Annotated in this window: 12 protein-coding genes; 4 read left to right on the top strand and 8 right to left on the bottom strand. The window is 73.1% G+C overall.

Annotated features, from left to right (window positions below):
• Position 1 precedes the first annotated feature (1 nt).
• Entirely contained in the window at positions 2-958 is a 957-nt protein-coding gene (locus tag AB0M79_RS24110; protein WP_364217580.1) for a cation diffusion facilitator family transporter, read from the top strand.
• A gap of 189 nt (positions 959-1,147) precedes the next feature.
• On the opposite strand, the gene ligA is transcribed toward AB0M79_RS24110, so the two are convergent.
• Entirely contained in the window at positions 1,148-3,316 is a 2,169-nt protein-coding gene (ligA, locus tag AB0M79_RS24115) for an NAD-dependent DNA ligase LigA (RefSeq protein WP_364217582.1), read from the bottom strand.
• Positions 3,317-3,658: 342 nt separating this feature from the next.
• Between ligA and AB0M79_RS24120 the strand changes: the two genes are divergently transcribed.
• Positions 3,659-4,606, top strand: a complete 948-nt coding sequence (locus AB0M79_RS24120) for a hypothetical protein (protein WP_364217584.1) — start codon at positions 3,659-3,661, stop codon at positions 4,604-4,606.
• Here the strand turns inward: AB0M79_RS24120 and AB0M79_RS24125 are convergent.
• Positions 4,576-5,466, bottom strand: coding sequence for a DUF817 domain-containing protein (locus AB0M79_RS24125; RefSeq protein WP_364217585.1), 891 nt, complete (start codon positions 5,464-5,466; stop codon positions 4,576-4,578). The two genes, AB0M79_RS24120 and AB0M79_RS24125, sit on opposite strands and share 31 nt — an antisense overlap.
• Positions 5,467-5,569: 103 nt before the next feature.
• On the opposite strand from AB0M79_RS24125, the gene AB0M79_RS24130 reads away from it, so the two are divergent.
• Positions 5,570-8,890, top strand: a complete 3,321-nt coding sequence (locus tag AB0M79_RS24130; protein ID WP_364217587.1) for a BTAD domain-containing putative transcriptional regulator — start codon at positions 5,570-5,572, stop codon at positions 8,888-8,890.
• On the opposite strand, the gene AB0M79_RS24135 is transcribed toward AB0M79_RS24130, so the two are convergent.
• Positions 8,877-9,524, bottom strand: coding sequence for a hemerythrin domain-containing protein (locus tag AB0M79_RS24135; RefSeq protein ID WP_364217589.1), 648 nt, complete (start codon positions 9,522-9,524; stop codon positions 8,877-8,879). The genes AB0M79_RS24130 and AB0M79_RS24135 overlap by 14 nt on opposite strands.
• A 429-nt stretch (positions 9,525-9,953) precedes the next feature.
• Between AB0M79_RS24135 and AB0M79_RS24140 the strand changes: the two genes are divergently transcribed.
• Positions 9,954-11,966, top strand: coding sequence for a peptidase M6 (locus AB0M79_RS24140; protein WP_364217591.1), 2,013 nt, complete (start codon positions 9,954-9,956; stop codon positions 11,964-11,966).
• 152 nt (positions 11,967-12,118) lie between these two features.
• Here the strand turns inward: AB0M79_RS24140 and AB0M79_RS24145 are convergent, their stop codons facing one another.
• From AB0M79_RS24145 to AB0M79_RS24165, 5 genes are all read right to left on the bottom strand, one after another.
• Entirely contained in the window at positions 12,119-13,333 is a 1,215-nt protein-coding gene (locus AB0M79_RS24145) for an amidohydrolase family protein (protein WP_357534686.1), read from the bottom strand.
• 136 nt (positions 13,334-13,469) lie between these two features.
• Entirely contained in the window at positions 13,470-14,144 is a 675-nt protein-coding gene (locus tag AB0M79_RS24150; RefSeq protein ID WP_357534687.1) for a GntR family transcriptional regulator, read from the bottom strand.
• Between the two features lie 76 nt (positions 14,145-14,220).
• Positions 14,221-15,222, bottom strand: a complete 1,002-nt coding sequence (locus AB0M79_RS24155; protein WP_364217594.1) for a 4-hydroxyproline epimerase — start codon at positions 15,220-15,222, stop codon at positions 14,221-14,223.
• 22 nt (positions 15,223-15,244) lie between these two features.
• Complete coding sequence (locus tag AB0M79_RS24160; RefSeq protein WP_357534690.1) at positions 15,245-16,135, bottom strand: dihydrodipicolinate synthase family protein; 891 nt, start codon at positions 16,133-16,135, stop codon at positions 15,245-15,247.
• Between the two features lie 123 nt (positions 16,136-16,258).
• Entirely contained in the window at positions 16,259-17,725 is a 1,467-nt protein-coding gene (locus AB0M79_RS24165; protein ID WP_364217596.1) for an aldehyde dehydrogenase (NADP(+)), read from the bottom strand.
• Positions 17,726-17,779: the final 54 nt, after the last annotated feature.

The following is a 17,779-nucleotide window of genomic DNA, read 5'->3' on the forward strand; positions in this document are numbered from 1 at the left end:
GATGGCCCGGCCGGGGGAGGGGACGGAGAGCGCCGGTACGGTGATCCTCGCCGGCCTGGCGAATCTCGGGGTGGCGGTGGCGAAGCTGGTCGCCGGGCTGGTCTCCGGGTCGGCGGCGATGCTGTCGGAGGCGGCGCACTCGTTCGCCGACACCGTCACCGAGGTCCTGCTCTACACCGCCGTACGGCGCGGCACCCGGGGCGCGGACAGCCGGCACCCGTTCGGGCACGGCAAGGAGAGCTACGTCTGGGCGTTCCTCGCCGCGGTCTTCACCTTCGTCGGCGGCGCCGGCTTCGCCATCACCCACGGGGTGAACAGCATCCGCAGCGGCACCCCGACCAGCGACTTCACCCTCAGCTACCTGGTGCTGGTCATCGCCTTCGTCCTGGAGGCGATCTCGCTGGGCCGGGCCGCGCTCCAGGTCCGCCGGGCCGCGAAGCCGTGGGGCGTCACGATGCGCCGCTACCTGAGCCGTACGGCCGACACCGCCGTGAAGGCCGTCTTCCTCGAGGACAGCGCGGCGCTGCTCGGCCTGGTCCTCGCGGCCGCGGGGCTCGGCCTGACCCAGGCGACCGGCAACGAACTCTGGGACGGCGTGGCGTCGGTCGCGATCGGGCTGCTGCTGCTGGTCGTGGCGACCATCCTGGCCCGTAGCAACATCACCCTGCTGGTCGGGCACAGCGCCCCGGGCCGGCTGCGGTCGGCGATCAGCACCGAGCTTTCCGCGATCCCGGTCGTCGACCGGGTCTCCACCCTGCTGACGATGCAGCTCGGGCCGCACGAGATCCTGGTCGCGGCGAAGATCGACTTCGCCGACGTGGCGACCGGCGCCGAGATCGAGGCCGCCGCCGACGAGGCCGAGCGGCGGCTGCTCGACGTCCACCCCAGCATCCGGTATGTCTTCCTCGACCCGACCGGCTCCCGGGTCTCCCGCCGCGACAGCGAAGAGGGCGGCTGACCGGCCCCTGACGCGACGGCCGCCGTCCGACGCGGCTGGAAGATCGTCTGCTGTTCCGGCAGTCGACACGCCGGACCGGGAACGCCTGGAACGCAGACGATCAACGGGCGGTGCCGGTCGACCGGTCAACGAGCGGGTGCCGCGCCGCTCGCGGCGCGGCACCTGCTCGACAGCGGGTGGTACGGCCCGTCAGGGCACGGCCAGGATCTCGGCCACGCTCGCCGCGTCGCCGGCCCGGTGGGCGGCCAGCAACTCCGCGAACCGGTCGGCCGGCATGATCCGGACGCCGAGGCTCTCGGCCTTGTCGGCCTTGGAGCCGGCACCGTCGCCGACGACCACGAGGTCGGTGCGGGCCGACACCGAGCCCGACGACTTCCCGCCGAGCAGTTCGACGGCCTCGTTGCCCTCGTTGCGGGTCAGGCCGGGCACCGACCCGGTGACCACCACCGTCATCGGCTTGCCGTCCGGCTTGCGCAGCGGCAGTACCGGCGCACCGGCGTCGGTCGCGTCGCCCTCCTCGGCGGCCTCGGCCGCGCCTGGAGTCCACTCCTTCACCCCGGGCTCGGCCATGTTGACGCCGCGCTCGCGCAGCTTCGCGATCACCGGCGCCAGGTCGACGAGTTCGGCGTGGATCGTGACCGCCCGCTCCGGACCCACCCCCTCGACCTGCTGGAGGTCCTCGACGCTCGCCCCGGTCAGCGCGTCCATCGTGCCGAAGTGCCGGGCCAGCCGGCGCGACATCGACCGGCCGGTCATCCGGACCCCGAGGCCGGTGAGCACCCGCGACAGCGGCTGCGACTTCGAGGCGGCGATGTTGGCGACCAGCTTGCCGGCCGACGTCTCGCCCATCCGGTCGAGCTTGACCAGCGCCTCGACGTCGAGGTCGTAGAGGTCGGCGGGGTCGGTGACCAGGCCGGCGGCCACCACCAGGTCGATGATCTTGTCGCCGAGTCCCTCGATGTCCATCGAGTCGCGGGCGGCGTAGTACGACAGCGACTCCCGCGCCCCGCACGCCCGGCCCTGGGTGCACCGCCACCGCTTCTGCGAACGGTCGATCTCGCCGCCGCAGCGCGGGCAGTGCGTCGGCGGCTCGAACGCCACCGCGTCCGCCGGCCGCTCGTCGAGCTTGGCGCCGGTGATCTCCGGGATCACGTCGCCGGCCCGCCGGACGAACACGGTGTCGCCCGGCCACACGTTGCGGCGTACGAGATCGCCGAAGTTGTGCAGCGTCGCCGAGGTGACCGTGACCCCGCCGACCTGCACCGCCTCGAGCACGGCCACCGGAGTGATCACCCCGGTCCGGCCCACCTGCACGTCGATGCGCAGCAGCCTGGTGGTGCGGGTGTCGGCCGGGAACTTGTAGGCCACCCCCCAGCGCGGCGCCCGGCTCGACGAGCCCGCCGCGTCCCGGTCGGCCGGCTGGTCGGCCTTGATCACCGCGCCGTCGACCCCGTAACCGAGGCCGCCCCGCTTGGTGTTGATCACCTCGACGGCGGCGACGATCTCGTCCACCGTGGCGCAGACCGCACCGACCGGCGACGCCGCCGTGGTCGCCACCCCGAGACTCTCCATGTGCGCCATCGCGGCCGAGTGCGCGACCGGCTCCCCGAGGTCGAGCCCGTGCACCGAGTAGGCAAGGAAGGACAGCGGAGCGTCGTACGTCCGGTCCTGGGCCCGCAGCGTGCCCGCCGCGGCGCTGCGCGGATGGGCGAACGCCGGCTCCCCGGTGCCGGTCCGCATCACCTGCGCCTTGGCGAAGTCGTCGTCGGTCATGAAGACCTCGCCCCGGACCTCCAGCGTCAGCGGCTCGCCGAGCCGTTCCGGCAGGCCGGCGGCCCGCCGGGCCTGTCCGGTCACGTCCTCGCCGGCCCGCCCGTCACCGCGGGTGGCGACCTGGGTCAGCACCCCGTCGACGTAGCGGGCGGCGATCGCCAGCCCGTCGATCTTCGGCTCGACCGTGTAGCCGCCGGCCGGCCGGCCGAGCAGCTTGTCGAGGCGGGCCGCCCACTTGCGCAGGCCCTCTTCGTCGAAGACGTTGTCGAGGCTGAGCATCGGCGAGCTGTGCACGACGTCGCCGACGACCGCCGCCCCGGCCGCCACCACCTCGGTCGGCGAGTCGGTCGCCTTCCACCGCGGGAACGCCGCCTCGGTCGCCGCCACCCGCGCCATCAGCGCGTCGTACGTCGCGTCGTCCATCGCCAGGTCCGAACCGCCGTAGTAGGCGGCGGCCGCCGACCGGATCTCCTCGATCACCTCGGCGTAGCGCTCCGGGCTCTCGAACGGCTCGGCCCGGGCCGCGTCGACCACCGGGTCGACGTGGTCGACCAGCGTGCTCACGGCCTCGCCGGAACTCTCCATCGGGTGCCCCTCCTCGCCTCGCGGCCCGACCAGCGGCCGCCGTTCCGACCGGTGAGCTGTCGCACCGGCGCAAATGTCCGCATCGGCGACCGACTGGACCCGGCGAGGTGCCGCCCGGCCCGGATCACCGGACGCCTTGGAGGCTAGCCGAGCGGTCCGACAACTAGGCGGTCGACAAGCTGGGGGTTCGCTCCGGAACCGGGCGGCCCCGACGGCCGGCGGCGCGCGCCGGTGGCGGGCGGCCCGGGGGACAATGACGCCCGCGACGGGGCCGGTGGGACGCCGGCCGGCGCGACGACCGCCGGGCGGCCGGCGGCAGGGACGTGAGGCGGCGTGGTAGGCGTGACAGGACAGCGGCAGGAGTTGACGGCTGCCGGCCGCAGGGTGCACCGGCTGCTGGCCGCGCCGACCGTTGCGGGCCATGTGGCGCTGGCGTTCAGCCGGCCGTCGCGTCAGGTCGCGGTCAAGGCCTGGATCGTGGCGATGCGCCGCACGTTCGGGCGCGACACGACCCACGGCCGGGCCGAGAAGTACGTACGGGAGGTGCTGCACAGCCCGGGGAGATCCTTCCCTCCCTTCCGGGCACGACGACGGCCCGGACCGGACACGCCGTCCCGGCTCGTCGTGGCCGCCCTGGAGAACGGGGCGCCGGCCCTGTCGGCCTGGTCGGCGCTCGGCGGCGACCAGGGCTGGGCCGTCACGCTGCTGACCGGTCTCGCGCAGACCCGCTTCGCGGCCGGGGCCGGATTGACGGAGCTGGTCCGCGCCGCCGAACTGAGGGTCGACCGCGAACGCCGCATAGCGGGGCACGGGTCGCGGCTGACGCCGGTCCCGGGCGCCCGGCCGGGTGCGCCGAGGACGGTTCTCGGCCAGGACCTCAGGGCCGGGGCGATGTTCGACCCGGCACGCCCGGGAGACCTCCCGAAGGAGCCGAGCGCCGAGGCCGCGGTGGCCTTCTGGAGAACGGCTGCCCTGGCCGCCCTGGACCGGCGGTTCGCGCCGGACCCGCCGGCGGAAGCCGTCGCGGTCTTTGCCCGCCGGGTCGCCGTACTGGCGACGGACCCCCGGCTCGACGAGGCCACCACGCTCGCCGTCGTACGGGCCGCGTTGGAAGCGCGGCCGGAGACACCCGCCGGGCTGAGCCCGGATCTGGTGCACCAGGCGATGGCGGTGGTGTTCGTCCAGGCGGCGGAGGATCTCGCCTGGTACGAGCGGGAGATCGACGACCTGCTGTGCGGCGTCGAGCGGGAGGTGGCGGGTCAGGGCTTCCGGTTGCTGCCGATGCCCTGAGACACGTCGGCCGGCCGGCGGTCACGACGCGCCGTGCCCGCCCCGGCCCGGCGCTGCTGGAAGATCCGTCCCCGGGCCGGGGCCGGGCGGTCGAAGTCGGAGCCGGCCTCACCACGACTTCGCGCGTCCAGCCGCTTCAGCGACGCCACCAGCACGAAGCTGACGCTGACCAGCAGCGCCCACGAGCCGAACTTCGACAGGTGCACCATCCGCCAGATGTCGCCCTGGTCCGGGTACTGCCAGGCGCCGAGGAACGTGGCGGCGTTCTCGGCCAGCCACAGGAACAGGCCGATGAGGACGAACGAGACCGAGAGCGGCATCCGGTAGCGCACCGTGCCGACCCGGTACGACACCGTGGTCCGCCACGTCGTCGCGACCAGTGCGAGCGCGCCGAGCAGGCGCAGGTCGGGCAGCCAGTGGTGGGTGAAGAAGTTGGCGTAGACGCCGGCCGCCGCGATCGAGGTCGGCACCGGCCGGTAGCCGGTGAGCGCCAGGTCGAGCCGACGCCAGGCCTGGCACATGTAGCTGCCGACGGCCGCGTACATGAAGCCGCTGTAGAGCGGCACACCTCCGATCTTGGTGTAGGCGTCCTCCGGGTACGCCCACGAGCCGGCCCGGACCTTGAACAGCTCCAGGGCCAGCCCGACGAGGTGGAACACCCCGATGACCAGCACCTCGCGGGTCGTCTCGACGCGGGCCAGCCACAGTACGGCGGTCAGCAGCAGGCAGCCGATCAGCAGCAGGTCGTACCGGGGGATCGGGGTGGTCCAGACCTCGGTGACGGCGAGCATCCCGAACAGCACGACGGCGAATACGCAGCTCAACGCCTGCTGTATCCCGAACCGCACCAACTGTCGCATCCGTCGTCCTCCGATCCGACGCTCCCGGACACCGGTCCGCGGCTTCCTGTCGCCTCCTCGACAATCGAGATCATGGCATCTGCCGGCGACTATGCTGCGCCTCATGGTGCGGGTAGGAGTGCTCGGCCCGCTACACGCGACGGTCGGCGGGACGGCGGTGGATCCGGGAGGTCCCCGGCAACGGGCGGTGCTGGCCCGGCTGGTCCGGGCCGGCGGCCACGTCGTCTCCACCGACCGGCTCATCGACGACCTGTGGCGCGGTGAGCCGCCGCCGAAGGCGCTCGCCGCGCTCCAGGTCTACGTGTCGCACCTGCGGCGGCTGCTGGAACCGGACCGGCCGCCACGTACCCCGGCCGGCGTCCTGGTCAGCGTCGCCCCCGGCTACGCGCTGCGTCTCGAACCGGACGACGTCGACGCCTGGCGGTTCGAATCCCTGCTCGCCGACGCCGGCCAGGCCCGGGCCGAGCACCGGCCGGACCGGGTCGAGGAACTGGTCGACGCCGCGCTCGGGCTGTGGACCGGACCGGCGTACGCCGAGTTCGTCGACGACCCGTGGGCGGCCGGCGAGGCGAACCGGCTCGACGAGTTGCGGGCCGGCGCGGTCGAGTTGCGCGCGCAGGCGGCGCTGGACCGGGGACGGCACCTGCAGGTCGTGCCGGCCCTCGACGCGCACGTCCAGGAGCACCCGCTGCGCGAGGAGGGGGTCCGGCTGCTGGCCCTGGCCCTGTACCGGGCGGGCCGGCAGGGCGACGCGCTCGCGGTGCTGCGCCGCACCCGGCAGCGGCTCGTCGACGAGTTGGGGGTGGACCCCGGCCCGGCGCTACGCGCCCTGGAGACCGACGTCTTGGCGCAGGCACCGCATCTGGCCGGGCCGGCACCGGCCCTGCCACCGGCCGCGCCGCCGACCCGGGGCGGCGTGCCGGTCGGCCGTACGGTCGGGGAACTTGACGGGCGGGACGTCGAGTTGGCCGCGTTGCTGGCGGCCGGCGACCAGGCCGCCACCGGCGGGTTACGGGTCCGGTGGGTGGGCGGCGAGGCGGGGGCGGGCAAGACCACGCTGGTCGAGGCGGTCGGTGACCGGCTCCGCGACCGCGGCTGGCAGGTGGCCGTCGGGCGGTGCCCCGAGGTGGAGGGCGGCGCCCCGCCGGCGTGGGCGTGGAGCGAGGTGGTGCGGGGGCTGAGCCGGCGCCATCCGATCGGCGACCGGCTGGCCGACCGGCTGGCGCCGCTGCTGGGCGACGGTCCGCCGGGCGGTGGCCAGTTCTGGCTGGCCCGCGCCGTCGGTGCCTACCTGGCCGAGGTCGCGGCGAAGGGACCGCTGCTGGTGCTGCTCGACGACGTGCACCGGGCCGACTGCGAGACGCTGCAGGTGCTGCGGATGGTCGCCGCCGAGCGGACGGCTGTTCCGATGCTGGTGGTCGGCACCTACCGGCCGGCGGAGTTCCACGCCGACCTCGATGCCACGCTGGCGGCGCTGGCCGGGCCACGGTCCGACGTGCTGGACCTCGGCGGCCTGGACGAGGCGTCCGTCGGCCGGCTGCTGCGCCGCTACGTCGGTGCCGCCGTCGACCCGGAAACGGTACGGGCGGTGACCGAGCGCACCGGCGGCAATCCGTTGTTCGTCTGCGAGACCGCCCGGCTGATCGTCGCCGAGGGGCCGGCCGCCGCCGTGCAGGTGATCCCGTCGGGCATCCGTAACGTGCTGCGGCGGCGGATCTCGCGGCTGCCGGCGAGCGCGGTGACGGTGCTGCGTGGCGCGGCCGTGATCGGTCGGGACGTCGACGTGGACGTGTTGCTGGCGGCCGACCCGGCCGGCGAGGACACGGTGTTCGACGGCCTGGAGGCGGGCGTGCTGACCGGGCTGCTGGTCGAGCCGGCGCCGGGCCGGGTGCGGTTCACGCACGCGTTGATCCGGGACGCGCTCTACGAGGACACGCCCCGGTTGCGGCGGACCCGGATGCACGGCCGGGTGCTGTCTACATTGGAGCAAAAGCGGCCGGACGACCTGGCCGCGCTCGCGTACCACGCGCTCGCCGCCGGGCCCACGGCCGTGGACCGGGCCGTCGGGTACGCCGCCGGGGCCGCGCGGCGGGCCGCCGGCATCAACGCCCACCTCGAGGCGGCGGAGCTGTGGACCGGGGCACTGGCCGCGCTGGACCAGGTCGCCGACGCGGACCCGGCGACCCGGGTCGACCTGTTGTGCGGGTTGGCGTCCGCGCAGTCCCGGTGCGCCGACTCGCGGGGGGCCCGCGCCACCCGGCAGCGGGCGGTGGCGGCGGCGCGCCCACTGGCCGACCCCGTCGCCACCGCCCGGGCCCTGGTGGCCATGGACGCCCCGGTGACCTGGACGATCCGCGAAGCCCGCGCGGTCGACGTCGAACTCGTGGCCACCATCGAGCGGACCCTGGCGGCCCTGCCCGCCCGATCCGACGTGCTACGTAGCCGACTGTTGAGCGCCCTGGTCTTCGAGATCGAGGGCGACGACCCGGACCGGGCCGACCAGGCGTCGACGGAGGCCCTGCGGCTGGCGCGGGCGGTCGGCGACCTGGCGGCGCTGTGCGTCGCGCTGAACGCGCGGTACTTCGTCGACCTGGCGCCCCGCCGGTTCCACCGGCTGCCGGCGCTCGGTGCCGAACTGCTCGAGGTCGCCCGTGCCGCCGGCCTGCCCGGCTACGAGTCGCAGGCGCACCACATCCTGTTCCAGGTCGCGCTGGACAACTGCGAACTGGCCGCCGCCGGCCGGCACGTCGACCAGGCGATCCGCTCCTCCACCCTCGGCCAGCTCGGCCCGACGCTCGCCGTGATGTCGCTGTTCGACGCGCTGCGGGCGCTGGTCGCCGGCGAGTTCGACGAGGCCGAACGCGGCTTCACCGAGACCGCGGAACGGCTCGACCGGGCCGGCGTACCGAACGCCCTCGCGGTCGGCGTGGCGGCGCGGTACTTCACCCGGCTCGCCGCCGGCCGGGTCGAGCAGTCGCTGCCGGAGCTGGCGCCCCTGTACGCCCAGATCCCCCAGTACACCCACGACCTGATGGCCGGCGCGCTGCTCGCCGCCGGTCGGCCCGCCGAGGCCCGCGCGGTGTGGCGTCCGGACCTGCCGGTACGCGAGGACTACTACTGGCTGCTCTGGACGGGGCTCCGGGCCCAGGTGGCGGTCGCCTTCGCGGACCGGGCCGTCGCCGACGGCTGCTACACCGCGCTGCTGCCGTGGGCCGGCCGGCTGGCCGGGCTGTCCAGCGGCTCGGTCACCGGTGGGCCCGTCGACCACGCCCTCGGCGAGCTGGCGGTGCTGCTCGGCCGGCCGGAGCGGGCGGCCGAGCACTTCGCGGCGGCCGGTGAGCTGGCGACCCGGCTCGGCGCCGACCACTGGGCCGAGCAGGCCGCCACCGCCGCGGCCGCGATCGCCCCGGTCAGCCGAAGATGAGCCGTTCCCGGCGGCGGTAGCCGGGGCGCACCAGCGCGACCATGATCCGCAGACCCGGGCCGGCCATCCGGTACAACTCGGCGAGTTCGTCCGGGGCCGCGAAGCGTTCCATCCGGGGCAGGTCGAACCGGATCTGGGAGCCCTTGCGGATCTGGTCCTCGACGGCGCGCCAGTCGGCGCCGGACACGTACCGGTCGATGATCGGGAAGATCGTCCGTTCCTCGTCCTCGATGTGCTCGTCGAGCAGGTCGCGCAGCGTGCCGAGCAGGGTGGCGAGCCGGCCGGCCGCCGCCCGGTCGCCCGGTGCCGCGGCCAGCGCCCGCGCCCCGGCCCGCACCTGGTCGAGCAGCGGGTCGAGGTGGGAGTGGTCGTCGGAGAGGGCGGTCAGGTCGACCTCGGCGCCGGCGCTGCGTTCCAGCACCGGCCACAGCAGCCGGTCCTCGTTGGCGTGGTGGTGGTGGATGCCGTCGCACAGCGTGTCGACGTATCCCGCGATGGCCCGCCCGCGGGCGGCGCCGCACGGGCTCGCGCCGCGGGCGACGCGTTCGACGGTGTCGGCGAGGCGGCGGGCGTCCCCGCGCATGGCGCGATGGACGATCCGGAAGGCGACCAGGTTCGGGCGGTCGGCGGTCATGGGCTTGCTCCGGGTGTCGTACGGTCTCGGGTCACCCCTACGGTCCGGTGGCCGACTTAACCGGTGCTTGGTGCGGACTTGTGGACGGTGGCCCGGCCGGGTTCGTTCATCTGTCGGACGGTACGGCCGTCGCGGTACGGCATTCGGTCGGTCGCCGGACGGTATCGAAGCGGATCTCGACAGAAGTTCTCCACGCGCGGGCGGGCTTTCGGCACTTGTCCGAAGACCTGCCGCTCGCCCGTTCCCTACCGTTCGTGATCGAAGCGGGCCTTCGGTGGCCCGCCGGTCGTGCCCCCGTACGGCCGACCCGTCGCCCGTACGACGGTCCGCCGGCCGAACCAGCCGTCCCGGCGTCGACCCCCGCCGCCCGCGTTCGGTGTGTCCAGTATCAGGAAGGTGCTGTTGATGGCGAATAGATCCAGAAGGCCGATGTTCCGGCACAGAAAGGCGTTCACCGCGATCGCCGCCGCGGCCGCGGCGGTCATGCTCGCGGGTCTCACCGCCGGGCCGGCGCAGGCCGACACGTCGGGCGGCGGGCCGTTCTCGGCGATCGACCCGCAGAACTGGCAGGACCAGGACGACATGACCTGGGACGACTACCAGCCCGTCCCGGGCATCGACTGGGGCGACCCGAGCCGGGAGCCGACCCAGCGCAAGCTGAAGATCGCCCTGGTCGCCGTCGACTACGCCGACCAGCCGTTCGTCATCACCCAGCGGCGCGGCAGCGACGCGTTCCGCAACCCGCAGATCAACCCGGTCGCGCGCGAGGACGTTCCGCAGTTCTACACGGACTTCTGGGGCACCCCGAACGAGATCAACCGTGGGCACACCGTCAACAAGTACTGGATGGAGCAGACCGGTGGCCGGGTCGGCGTGGAGTTCACGCCGTTCGGGCCGTACCGGATGCCGCGCAACCAGTTCGAGTACGGCCTCAACGACATCGGCCAGAACCAGTCCGGCTGCCCGTCGGGCTTCACCTGCAACGGCCGGTTCGAGACCGACGCCGACGCGCTGTGGCGCGCCGACGCCGGTGCGGACATCCGCTCGCAGTTCGACCTGGTCCTGCGCATCTACGCCGGCTACGACGAGACGTCGGTGTGGCAGGAGTTCGGCGAGATGATGTTCCAGAACAAGGAGGACGTCCCGGACGCGTGGGGCCCGCCGGACCCCAACCTGCCGAACTGGGTCGTCAGCCGCTACGTGCCGTGGACCTCGTGGAAGGCCGGCTCCCAGCAGTGGGGCTCGTCGAGCATGCGCCAGGGTGAGAGCTCCGGCACGATCACGCACGAGATCGCGCACACGTTCGGCATCGCCGACAACAACAACAACCCGTACGTCACGCCGTACCGGCGGGTCGGCTCGGGTCCGTGGGACCAGATGGACCGCGGTTCGTTCAACGGTCCGGGCGGCCCGCACGCCCGGTGGGTGGTGCCGGCGGCCCAGGGCGCGGCGATGCCGGCCGGGCAGACCCTGCGCAGCAAGCTGAAGCTGGGCCACATCGACGAGGACCAGGTCGTCAGGCTCTCCCGGGAGGCGCTGGCCACGACCGGTGTCGCGGTCATCGACGTCAAGGCCCGCACCGCGGTGCCCGGCGCGAAGGACGTCCAGGGCGTACGGATCAGCATGAACCGGGACAACACCCCGGCCTGTGACATGAACGCCGACCCGCTGTGCGCCGGCCAGTCGGTGTACGACCACTACACGCTGGAGACGATCCAGCGGATCGGTTCCGACTCGTTCACGCCGGACAACGGCGTCATGATCGCGAAGAACAAGACGGCCGAGAGCAACACCTGCGGCTACACCTGCTTCACCTGGGTGGTCGACGCCAACCCGCAGGACATCAACATGGTCGACTACTACAAGCCGGACGGCACCCCGGTCAAGCGGACGATCGCCGACTACCGGCAGCTCAACGACGCGCTGTTCAAGGCCGGCACCAACTCCGGCAGCGAGTACGAGTACGTCGACCAGGCCAACCGGCTGCACTTCTACGTCATCAACAAGAAGACCGACGCGGACGGCGTGCTGACGTACACCCTGGCGGTCCGCTCGCTCGACGGCGCCGGCAACAGCGTACGCGGCGTGAAGGTCGGCAAGAACGCCACCGTCGCGGGCAACCCGACCAAGCGGGGCGCGACCTGCACCTTCGAGGTGACCAACACCGGCACGTACGTCGCCGGCGGCCAGGCGCACCCGGAGAACGTCAGCGCCTACCTGCAGTCGGACGTCTACCGGCTCTCGGCCCAGGTCATCGGCAAGGGCTGGCGGGTCGACATGCCGACCGAGGTCGTCACGGCGAAGTTCGGCAAGACGGTCAAGACCAAGGTCTGGGTGGGCGCCACCGACGCCGCGGTGTCGGCCGGCGTCGTGAAGCTCACCGCCACCTCGGAGAGCGACCCGACCAAGAAGGCGACGGCGAACTGCCGCGTCGAGAAGTAGGCACCACCAGCACCACGAAGGGCGCCCCCGGTTCCACCGGGGGCGCCCTTTCGTTGATCGTCTGCGGTTCGGGCGGCCGACACGCCGTCGGCGCGGCGCCTGAACCGCAGACGATCGCCACGCGACCGGCGCGCGGCCGGCCGCCGTCCGGTCTACAGCCCGCCGGCCATGACCTCGCCCGCGCGCATCACCAGGCGCACCGTCTCCGGGTGCGACAGCACGGCCGCGTCGGCGAGCGGGTCGCCGTCGACGACGATCAGGTCGGCGTCGAAGCCGGGCTCGACCAGCCCCACCCGGTCGGCGATGCCGAACAGGTCGGCGTTGACGACGGTGGCCGACCGGATGACGTCGATCGGCTCCTGCGCCTTGGCCCGGATGCCGAACTCCCGGCTCTGGTGCACCTGGGCCGGGCCGAGCAAGTCGGTGCCGAACCCGATCCGTACGCCAGCGTCGGCGGCCAGGTTGACCGCGTCGAGGCCGGCGTCGATGACGTCGACGACCTTGCGCCGCTGGTTCTCCGGCATGCCCAGCTCTTCACCGAGTTCGAAGATCTTCTCGTACGCGACCAGCGTCGGCACCAGGAACGTCCGGTGCTGCGCCATCAGGGCGGCGGTGTCGGCGTCGATGAGGTTGCCGTGCTCGATCGAGCGCACCCCGGCGCGTACGGCGCGGGCCACCGAGTCGGCCGTGTAGGCGTGGGCGAGCACGTACGCCCGCCGGGCCCGGGCCTCCTCGACGGCGGCGGCCATCTCCGCCTCGGTGTACTGCAGGGTCCAGATCTCGTCGGTCGGGGACGAGATGCCGCCGGACGCCATGATCTTGATGTGGTCGGCGCCGCGCTTGAGTTCGTCGCGGGCCGCCTTGCGGACCTCGTCGACGCCGTCGGCGATGCGGGAGAACGGGCTGTGGTGGTGACCGGGGCAGCCGATGTCCGAAGGCCACTCGTCGCCGTGCCCGCCGGTCTGCGACAGCGCGCGGCCGGAGACGAACATGCGGGGGCCGCGGATCAGGCCGAGTTCGACCGCCCGGGCCAGGCCGCGGTCGCTGCCGCAGGGGTCCCGTACGGTGGTGAAGCCCCGGGCCAGCGCGTCCTCCAGGGCCCGCCGGGCGTACTGGGAGAGCAGCGTCATCGGCCAGTCGAGCAGCGAGCCGATGTGCATCGAGGCGATCATCGGGTGGAAGTGGGCGTCGAGGAGGCCGGGCATGACGACCCGGTCGCCGACGTCGATCGTCTCGGCGCCCTCGGCGGTGGCGTTCGGGCCGATCTCGGTGATCCGGCCGTCGGTGAGGACGACGCGGCTGCCGCTGCGGTAGTCGCCCGTGGTCACGTCGAGGACCCGGGCGTTGATCAGAACGGTGGACGCCATGCGGCATCCTTTCCCCGCGATCTTGCACTTGTCGCCCGACAAAGTGCGCAAAAGGGGGAGATAACTGCAAGATCGCGGAACGAAGAGGGGTGGGGGAGAGAGGAGAAGGAGGGGGGAGGGGGAAAAGCGGGGTGACTTAGGAGGGGCGGCCGGCCCACTCGCGGCGGACGCGGCCGATGTGCGTACGCATCAGGTCTTCCAGATCGCTGGCCTTGCCGGCCTGGATCAGGTCGCACATCTGGACGTGTTCGAGAGCGTTACGGACCAGTTGTCCGGCTTCGGCCAGGCTGGCCAGCCCGTAGAGGCGGCTCTGCGACCGCAGGTCCTCCACGATCCGGACCAGCCGGTGGTTGCCACCGGCGCCCAGCAGGCGCCGGTGGAACTCGTGGTCGGCCCCGATGTACCGGATCAGGTCGCCCTCGGCCGCCGCCGCGACGATGTCGCCGGCCAGCGACTGCAACGTCGTCAGCAGCTCCGGGGTGATGTGCCCGCACGCCTCGCCGGCCGCCGGCGGTTCGAGCAGCTCCCGGATCCGGGTGATGTGGTCGAGGTCGGCCTCGGACACCGCCGTCACCTGGAAGCCCTTGTTCCGTACCGGATTGACCAGCCCCTGCTTGACGAGATCGAGCATGGCCTCGCGGACCGGGGTCGCCGAGACCCCGAACCGCTCGGCCAGGTCGGGCGCCGAATACAGCTCGCCCGGCTTCATCTCGCCCGACACGATCGCACCCCGAAGCGCGTCGGCCACTTTCTCGCGCAGGCTCATCCGCCGGGCGAAGGTCGGAAGAGTCAACTTTGAGGAGTCGGCCATCTGTGTCGTCTCTCGCTAGTCGTCGTGCGGCATGCGTGCCGGGCCGGAGAGCCCGCGGGACCGCTGGTTGCCAATCCTAGAGAAGGAAACCCTCCGGGAAGGGGTCCCTCGGGTCGAGGAAGTACTGCGCGGTTCCGGTGATCCAGGCCCGGCCGGTGACGGTGGGCAGGATCGCGGGACGGTCGGCCACCGTCGTCTCGCCGATGATCCGGCCGATGAACCGGCTTCCGATCAGCGACTGGTTGACGAATTCGTCGCCGGGCCCCAGTTCACCACGCGAGTGCAACTGTGCCATCCGGGCCGACGTGCCGGTGCCACAAGGCGACCGGTCGAACCAGCCCGGGTGGATCGCCATGGCGTGCCGGGAGTGCCGGGCGGTCGAGCCGGCGGCGACCAGCTGCACGTGGTGGCAGACGTTGATCTCGGCGTTCTCCGGGTGGACCGGCCGGTCCTGCTCGTTGATGGCATCCATGATGGCCAGTCCGGCGGTGAGCAGTTCCTGCTGCTGCGCCGGATCGACCTTCAGCCCCAACTGCTCGGCTTCCAGGATGGCGTAGAAGTTCCCGCCGTACGCCAGGTCGTAGGTCACCGTGCCGAAGCCCGGCACGGTGACCTGAGCGTCCAGGCGGTCGGTGTACGACGGCACGTTGCGGATCGTCACCGACTCGGCGACGCCGTCGGTGGTGGCGACCTCGGCCACGACGAGCCCGGCCGGGGTGTCGAGCCGGATCGTGGTGACCGGCTCGGTCACCTCCACCATGCCGGTCTCCACCAGTACGGTCGCCACCCCGATCGTGCCGTGCCCGCACATCGGCAGGCACCCGGAGACCTCGATGTAGAGCACGCCCCAGTCGGCGTCCGGCCGCGTCGGCGGCTGAAGGATCGCGCCGCTCATCGCCGAGTGCCCACGCGGCTCGAACATCAGCAGCTTCCTGATGTTGTCGGCGTTGGCCAGGAACCACTGGCGGCGCTCGAACATCGTGGCGCCGGGCAGGGTGCCCACGCCGCCGGTGACGACCCTGGTCGGCATCCCCTCGGTGTGGGAGTCCACCGCGTGGAACACCCGCTTCGACCGCATCGGAACCTCTTTCCCCGCCGTGTCAGGCGTACTTGGCGGCGGCCCGCTCGGTGAGCTCGCGGATCTCCGCCTCGTCACGGGGCAGCAGCGGCTGGCGCGGCGGGCGGCACGGGCCACCGTACCGGCCGACGACGTCCATGGACAGCTTGATCGCCTGGACGAACTCGGTGTGGAAGTCCCACCGCAGCAACGCGTGCAGGTCGCGGTAGAGCGGCAGGGCCACCGACAGGTCGTGCCGCAGCGTCGCCTCGTACAGCTCGACGCAGGCGCGCGGGAAGGCGCTCGGGTAGCCGGAGACCCAGCCCTTGGCCCCGGCCAGCCCCACCTCGAGCACCGAGTCGTCGGAGCCGATCAGCACGTCGAGGCCGGGCGCCAGTTCGGTGATCTGGTAGGCCCGCCGGGCCTCGCCGGTGAACTCCTTGACGCCGACGATGAGGCCCTCGTTGTACAGCTCGGCGAGCAGCTCCGGCCGCAGGTCGATCTTCGTGTCGAGCGGGTTGTTGTACGCCGACACCGGCAGCCCGGCCTTGGCCACCTCGCGGTAGTGCTCGATCACCGCCCGGTCGTCGCCCCGGTAGGAGTTCGGCGGCAGCGCCATCACCACCTGCGCACCGGCCTCGGCGGCCTGCTCGGCCCAGGCGCGGGCCTCGCGGGCGCCGTACGCGCCGACGCCGGGCATGACGGTGAAGCCCTCCGGCGCGGCCTCGACCGCCACCTGGACCATCCGCGCCCGCTCCTCGTCGGTGAGGACCTGGTATTCACCCAGGGATCCGTTCGGGCACACCCCGTGGCAGCCGTTGTCGGCCAGCCATTTCACGTGCTCGGCGTAGCTGTCGTAGTCGACCGTCAGGTCGGCACGCAGCGGGGTCGGCGTCGCCACGAGGACGCCGTGCCAGGGCTTCCGGTCTTCCACGCTCGTCTCCTTCGGTGCAATGGTGTCATGTGCCGTCGGCCTCGTCGCCGACGTTCGTCGTACGGCGGGCCGGGCCCGCCCGGCGGCCGGTCGGCCCGGGTGGGCCGGCCGTGCCGCCGTGTCTCAAATGGTCAGTGTCCCGTCGATCCGGCGCGGGATGCCGGTCGGGTTTCCGTCGCGCAGCTCGGCCGGCAGGAGGTCCGCCGGCGCGTCCTGGTAGCTGACCGGCCGCAGCCAGCGCCGGATCGCGGTGGCACCGACCGAGGTGTGTCCACTCAGGGTGGTCGAGGGGTACGGTCCACCGTGGTGGGTCGCCCAGGCGACCGCGAGGCCGGTGGGGAAGCCGCCGAAGAGCAGCCGGCCGGCGCGGCGGCGCACCACGTCGTGCAGCCGGTCGCGCAGCGCCGTCTCGTCGGCGGTGACGTGGAGGGTGGCGGTCAGTTGCCCGTCGAGCCGGCGCAGCGCGTCGACCAGCTCGTCGACGTTGTCGTAGCCGATCACCAGGGCGGTGGGGCCGAAGCACTCCTCCAGCAGGTCCCCGGTGAGGTCGGCGGCGGCGACGGTGAACAGTGCCGGGCTGGCCTCGTCGGGTCCGGCGGTCGCGCCCTCGCCCAGCAGGGTCAGCCGGGCGTCGTCACGGCGCCGGCCGGTCTCGCGGACGTACGCGTCCTTGATCGCGCTGTTCAGCGGGCGGCCGGGGCCGGTGGTGGCGATGGCGTCGGCGACCGCCGCGCGCAGCTTGTCGCCGTCCGGGCCGGCGGGCACGAAGAGCAGGCCCGGCTTGGTGCAGAGCTGGCCGAGGCTGCCGGTGACCGAGGTGACGTAGCCGGTGGCGATGCCGGTCGGGTCGGCGGCCGCGGCGCCGGGCGAGACGACGAGCGGGTTGAGGCTGCCGAGTTCGCCGTAGAAGGGGATCGGCCGGGGGCGGGCGGCGGCGAGGTCGGCCAGGGCCCGGCCGCCGGCGATCGAGCCGGTGAAGCCGACCGCGGCGACGTCCGGGTGGTTGACCAGGTCGACGCCGGCCTGGTGGCCCTCGACGAGGCCGATCACCCCGGCGGGCAGCCCGGCCGACTCGACCGCGGCGCGGATGACCTCGTACGACCGGCGGCTGGTCTCCGGGTGCGACGGGTGGGCCTTGACCACGACCGGGCAGCCGGCGGCCAGGGCGGAGGCGGTGTCGCCGCCGGCGACGCTGAACGCGAACGGGAAGTTGCTGGCGCCGAAGACACCGACCGGTCCGAGCGGGATCAGCATCCGGCGCAGGTCGGGGCGGCGGCCCAGGGGAGTGTCACCGGCCGGGTCGATGGTCGCCTCGACGTACGAGCCCTCGCGCAGCACGGTGCCGAACAGCCGGAACTGGTAGGCGGCCCGTCCCACCTCGCCTTCGAGCCGGGCGGTGGCCAGGCCGGTCTCCCGCTCGGCGACGGGGACGAGGTCGGCCCGGGCGGCCTCGAGGCGGTCGGCGATCGCGTCGAGCACCTCGGCCCGGCCGGTGCGGCCGTGCCGTTCCCACGCCTCGAAGGCGTCGTCGGCGGCGCGGACGGTGCGGTCGACGTCAGGCATGGCGGTCCTCTCGGTGGTGACGGCCAAGTGGGAGATTTCGGGCCGGGTCAGGATCAGTGCCTGACATTCGGCCCCAGTACG

It is taken from the genome of Polymorphospora sp. NPDC051019, from assembly GCF_040683055.1.
Classification (GTDB): Bacteria; Actinomycetota; Actinomycetes; order Mycobacteriales; family Micromonosporaceae; genus Polymorphospora; species Polymorphospora lycopeni.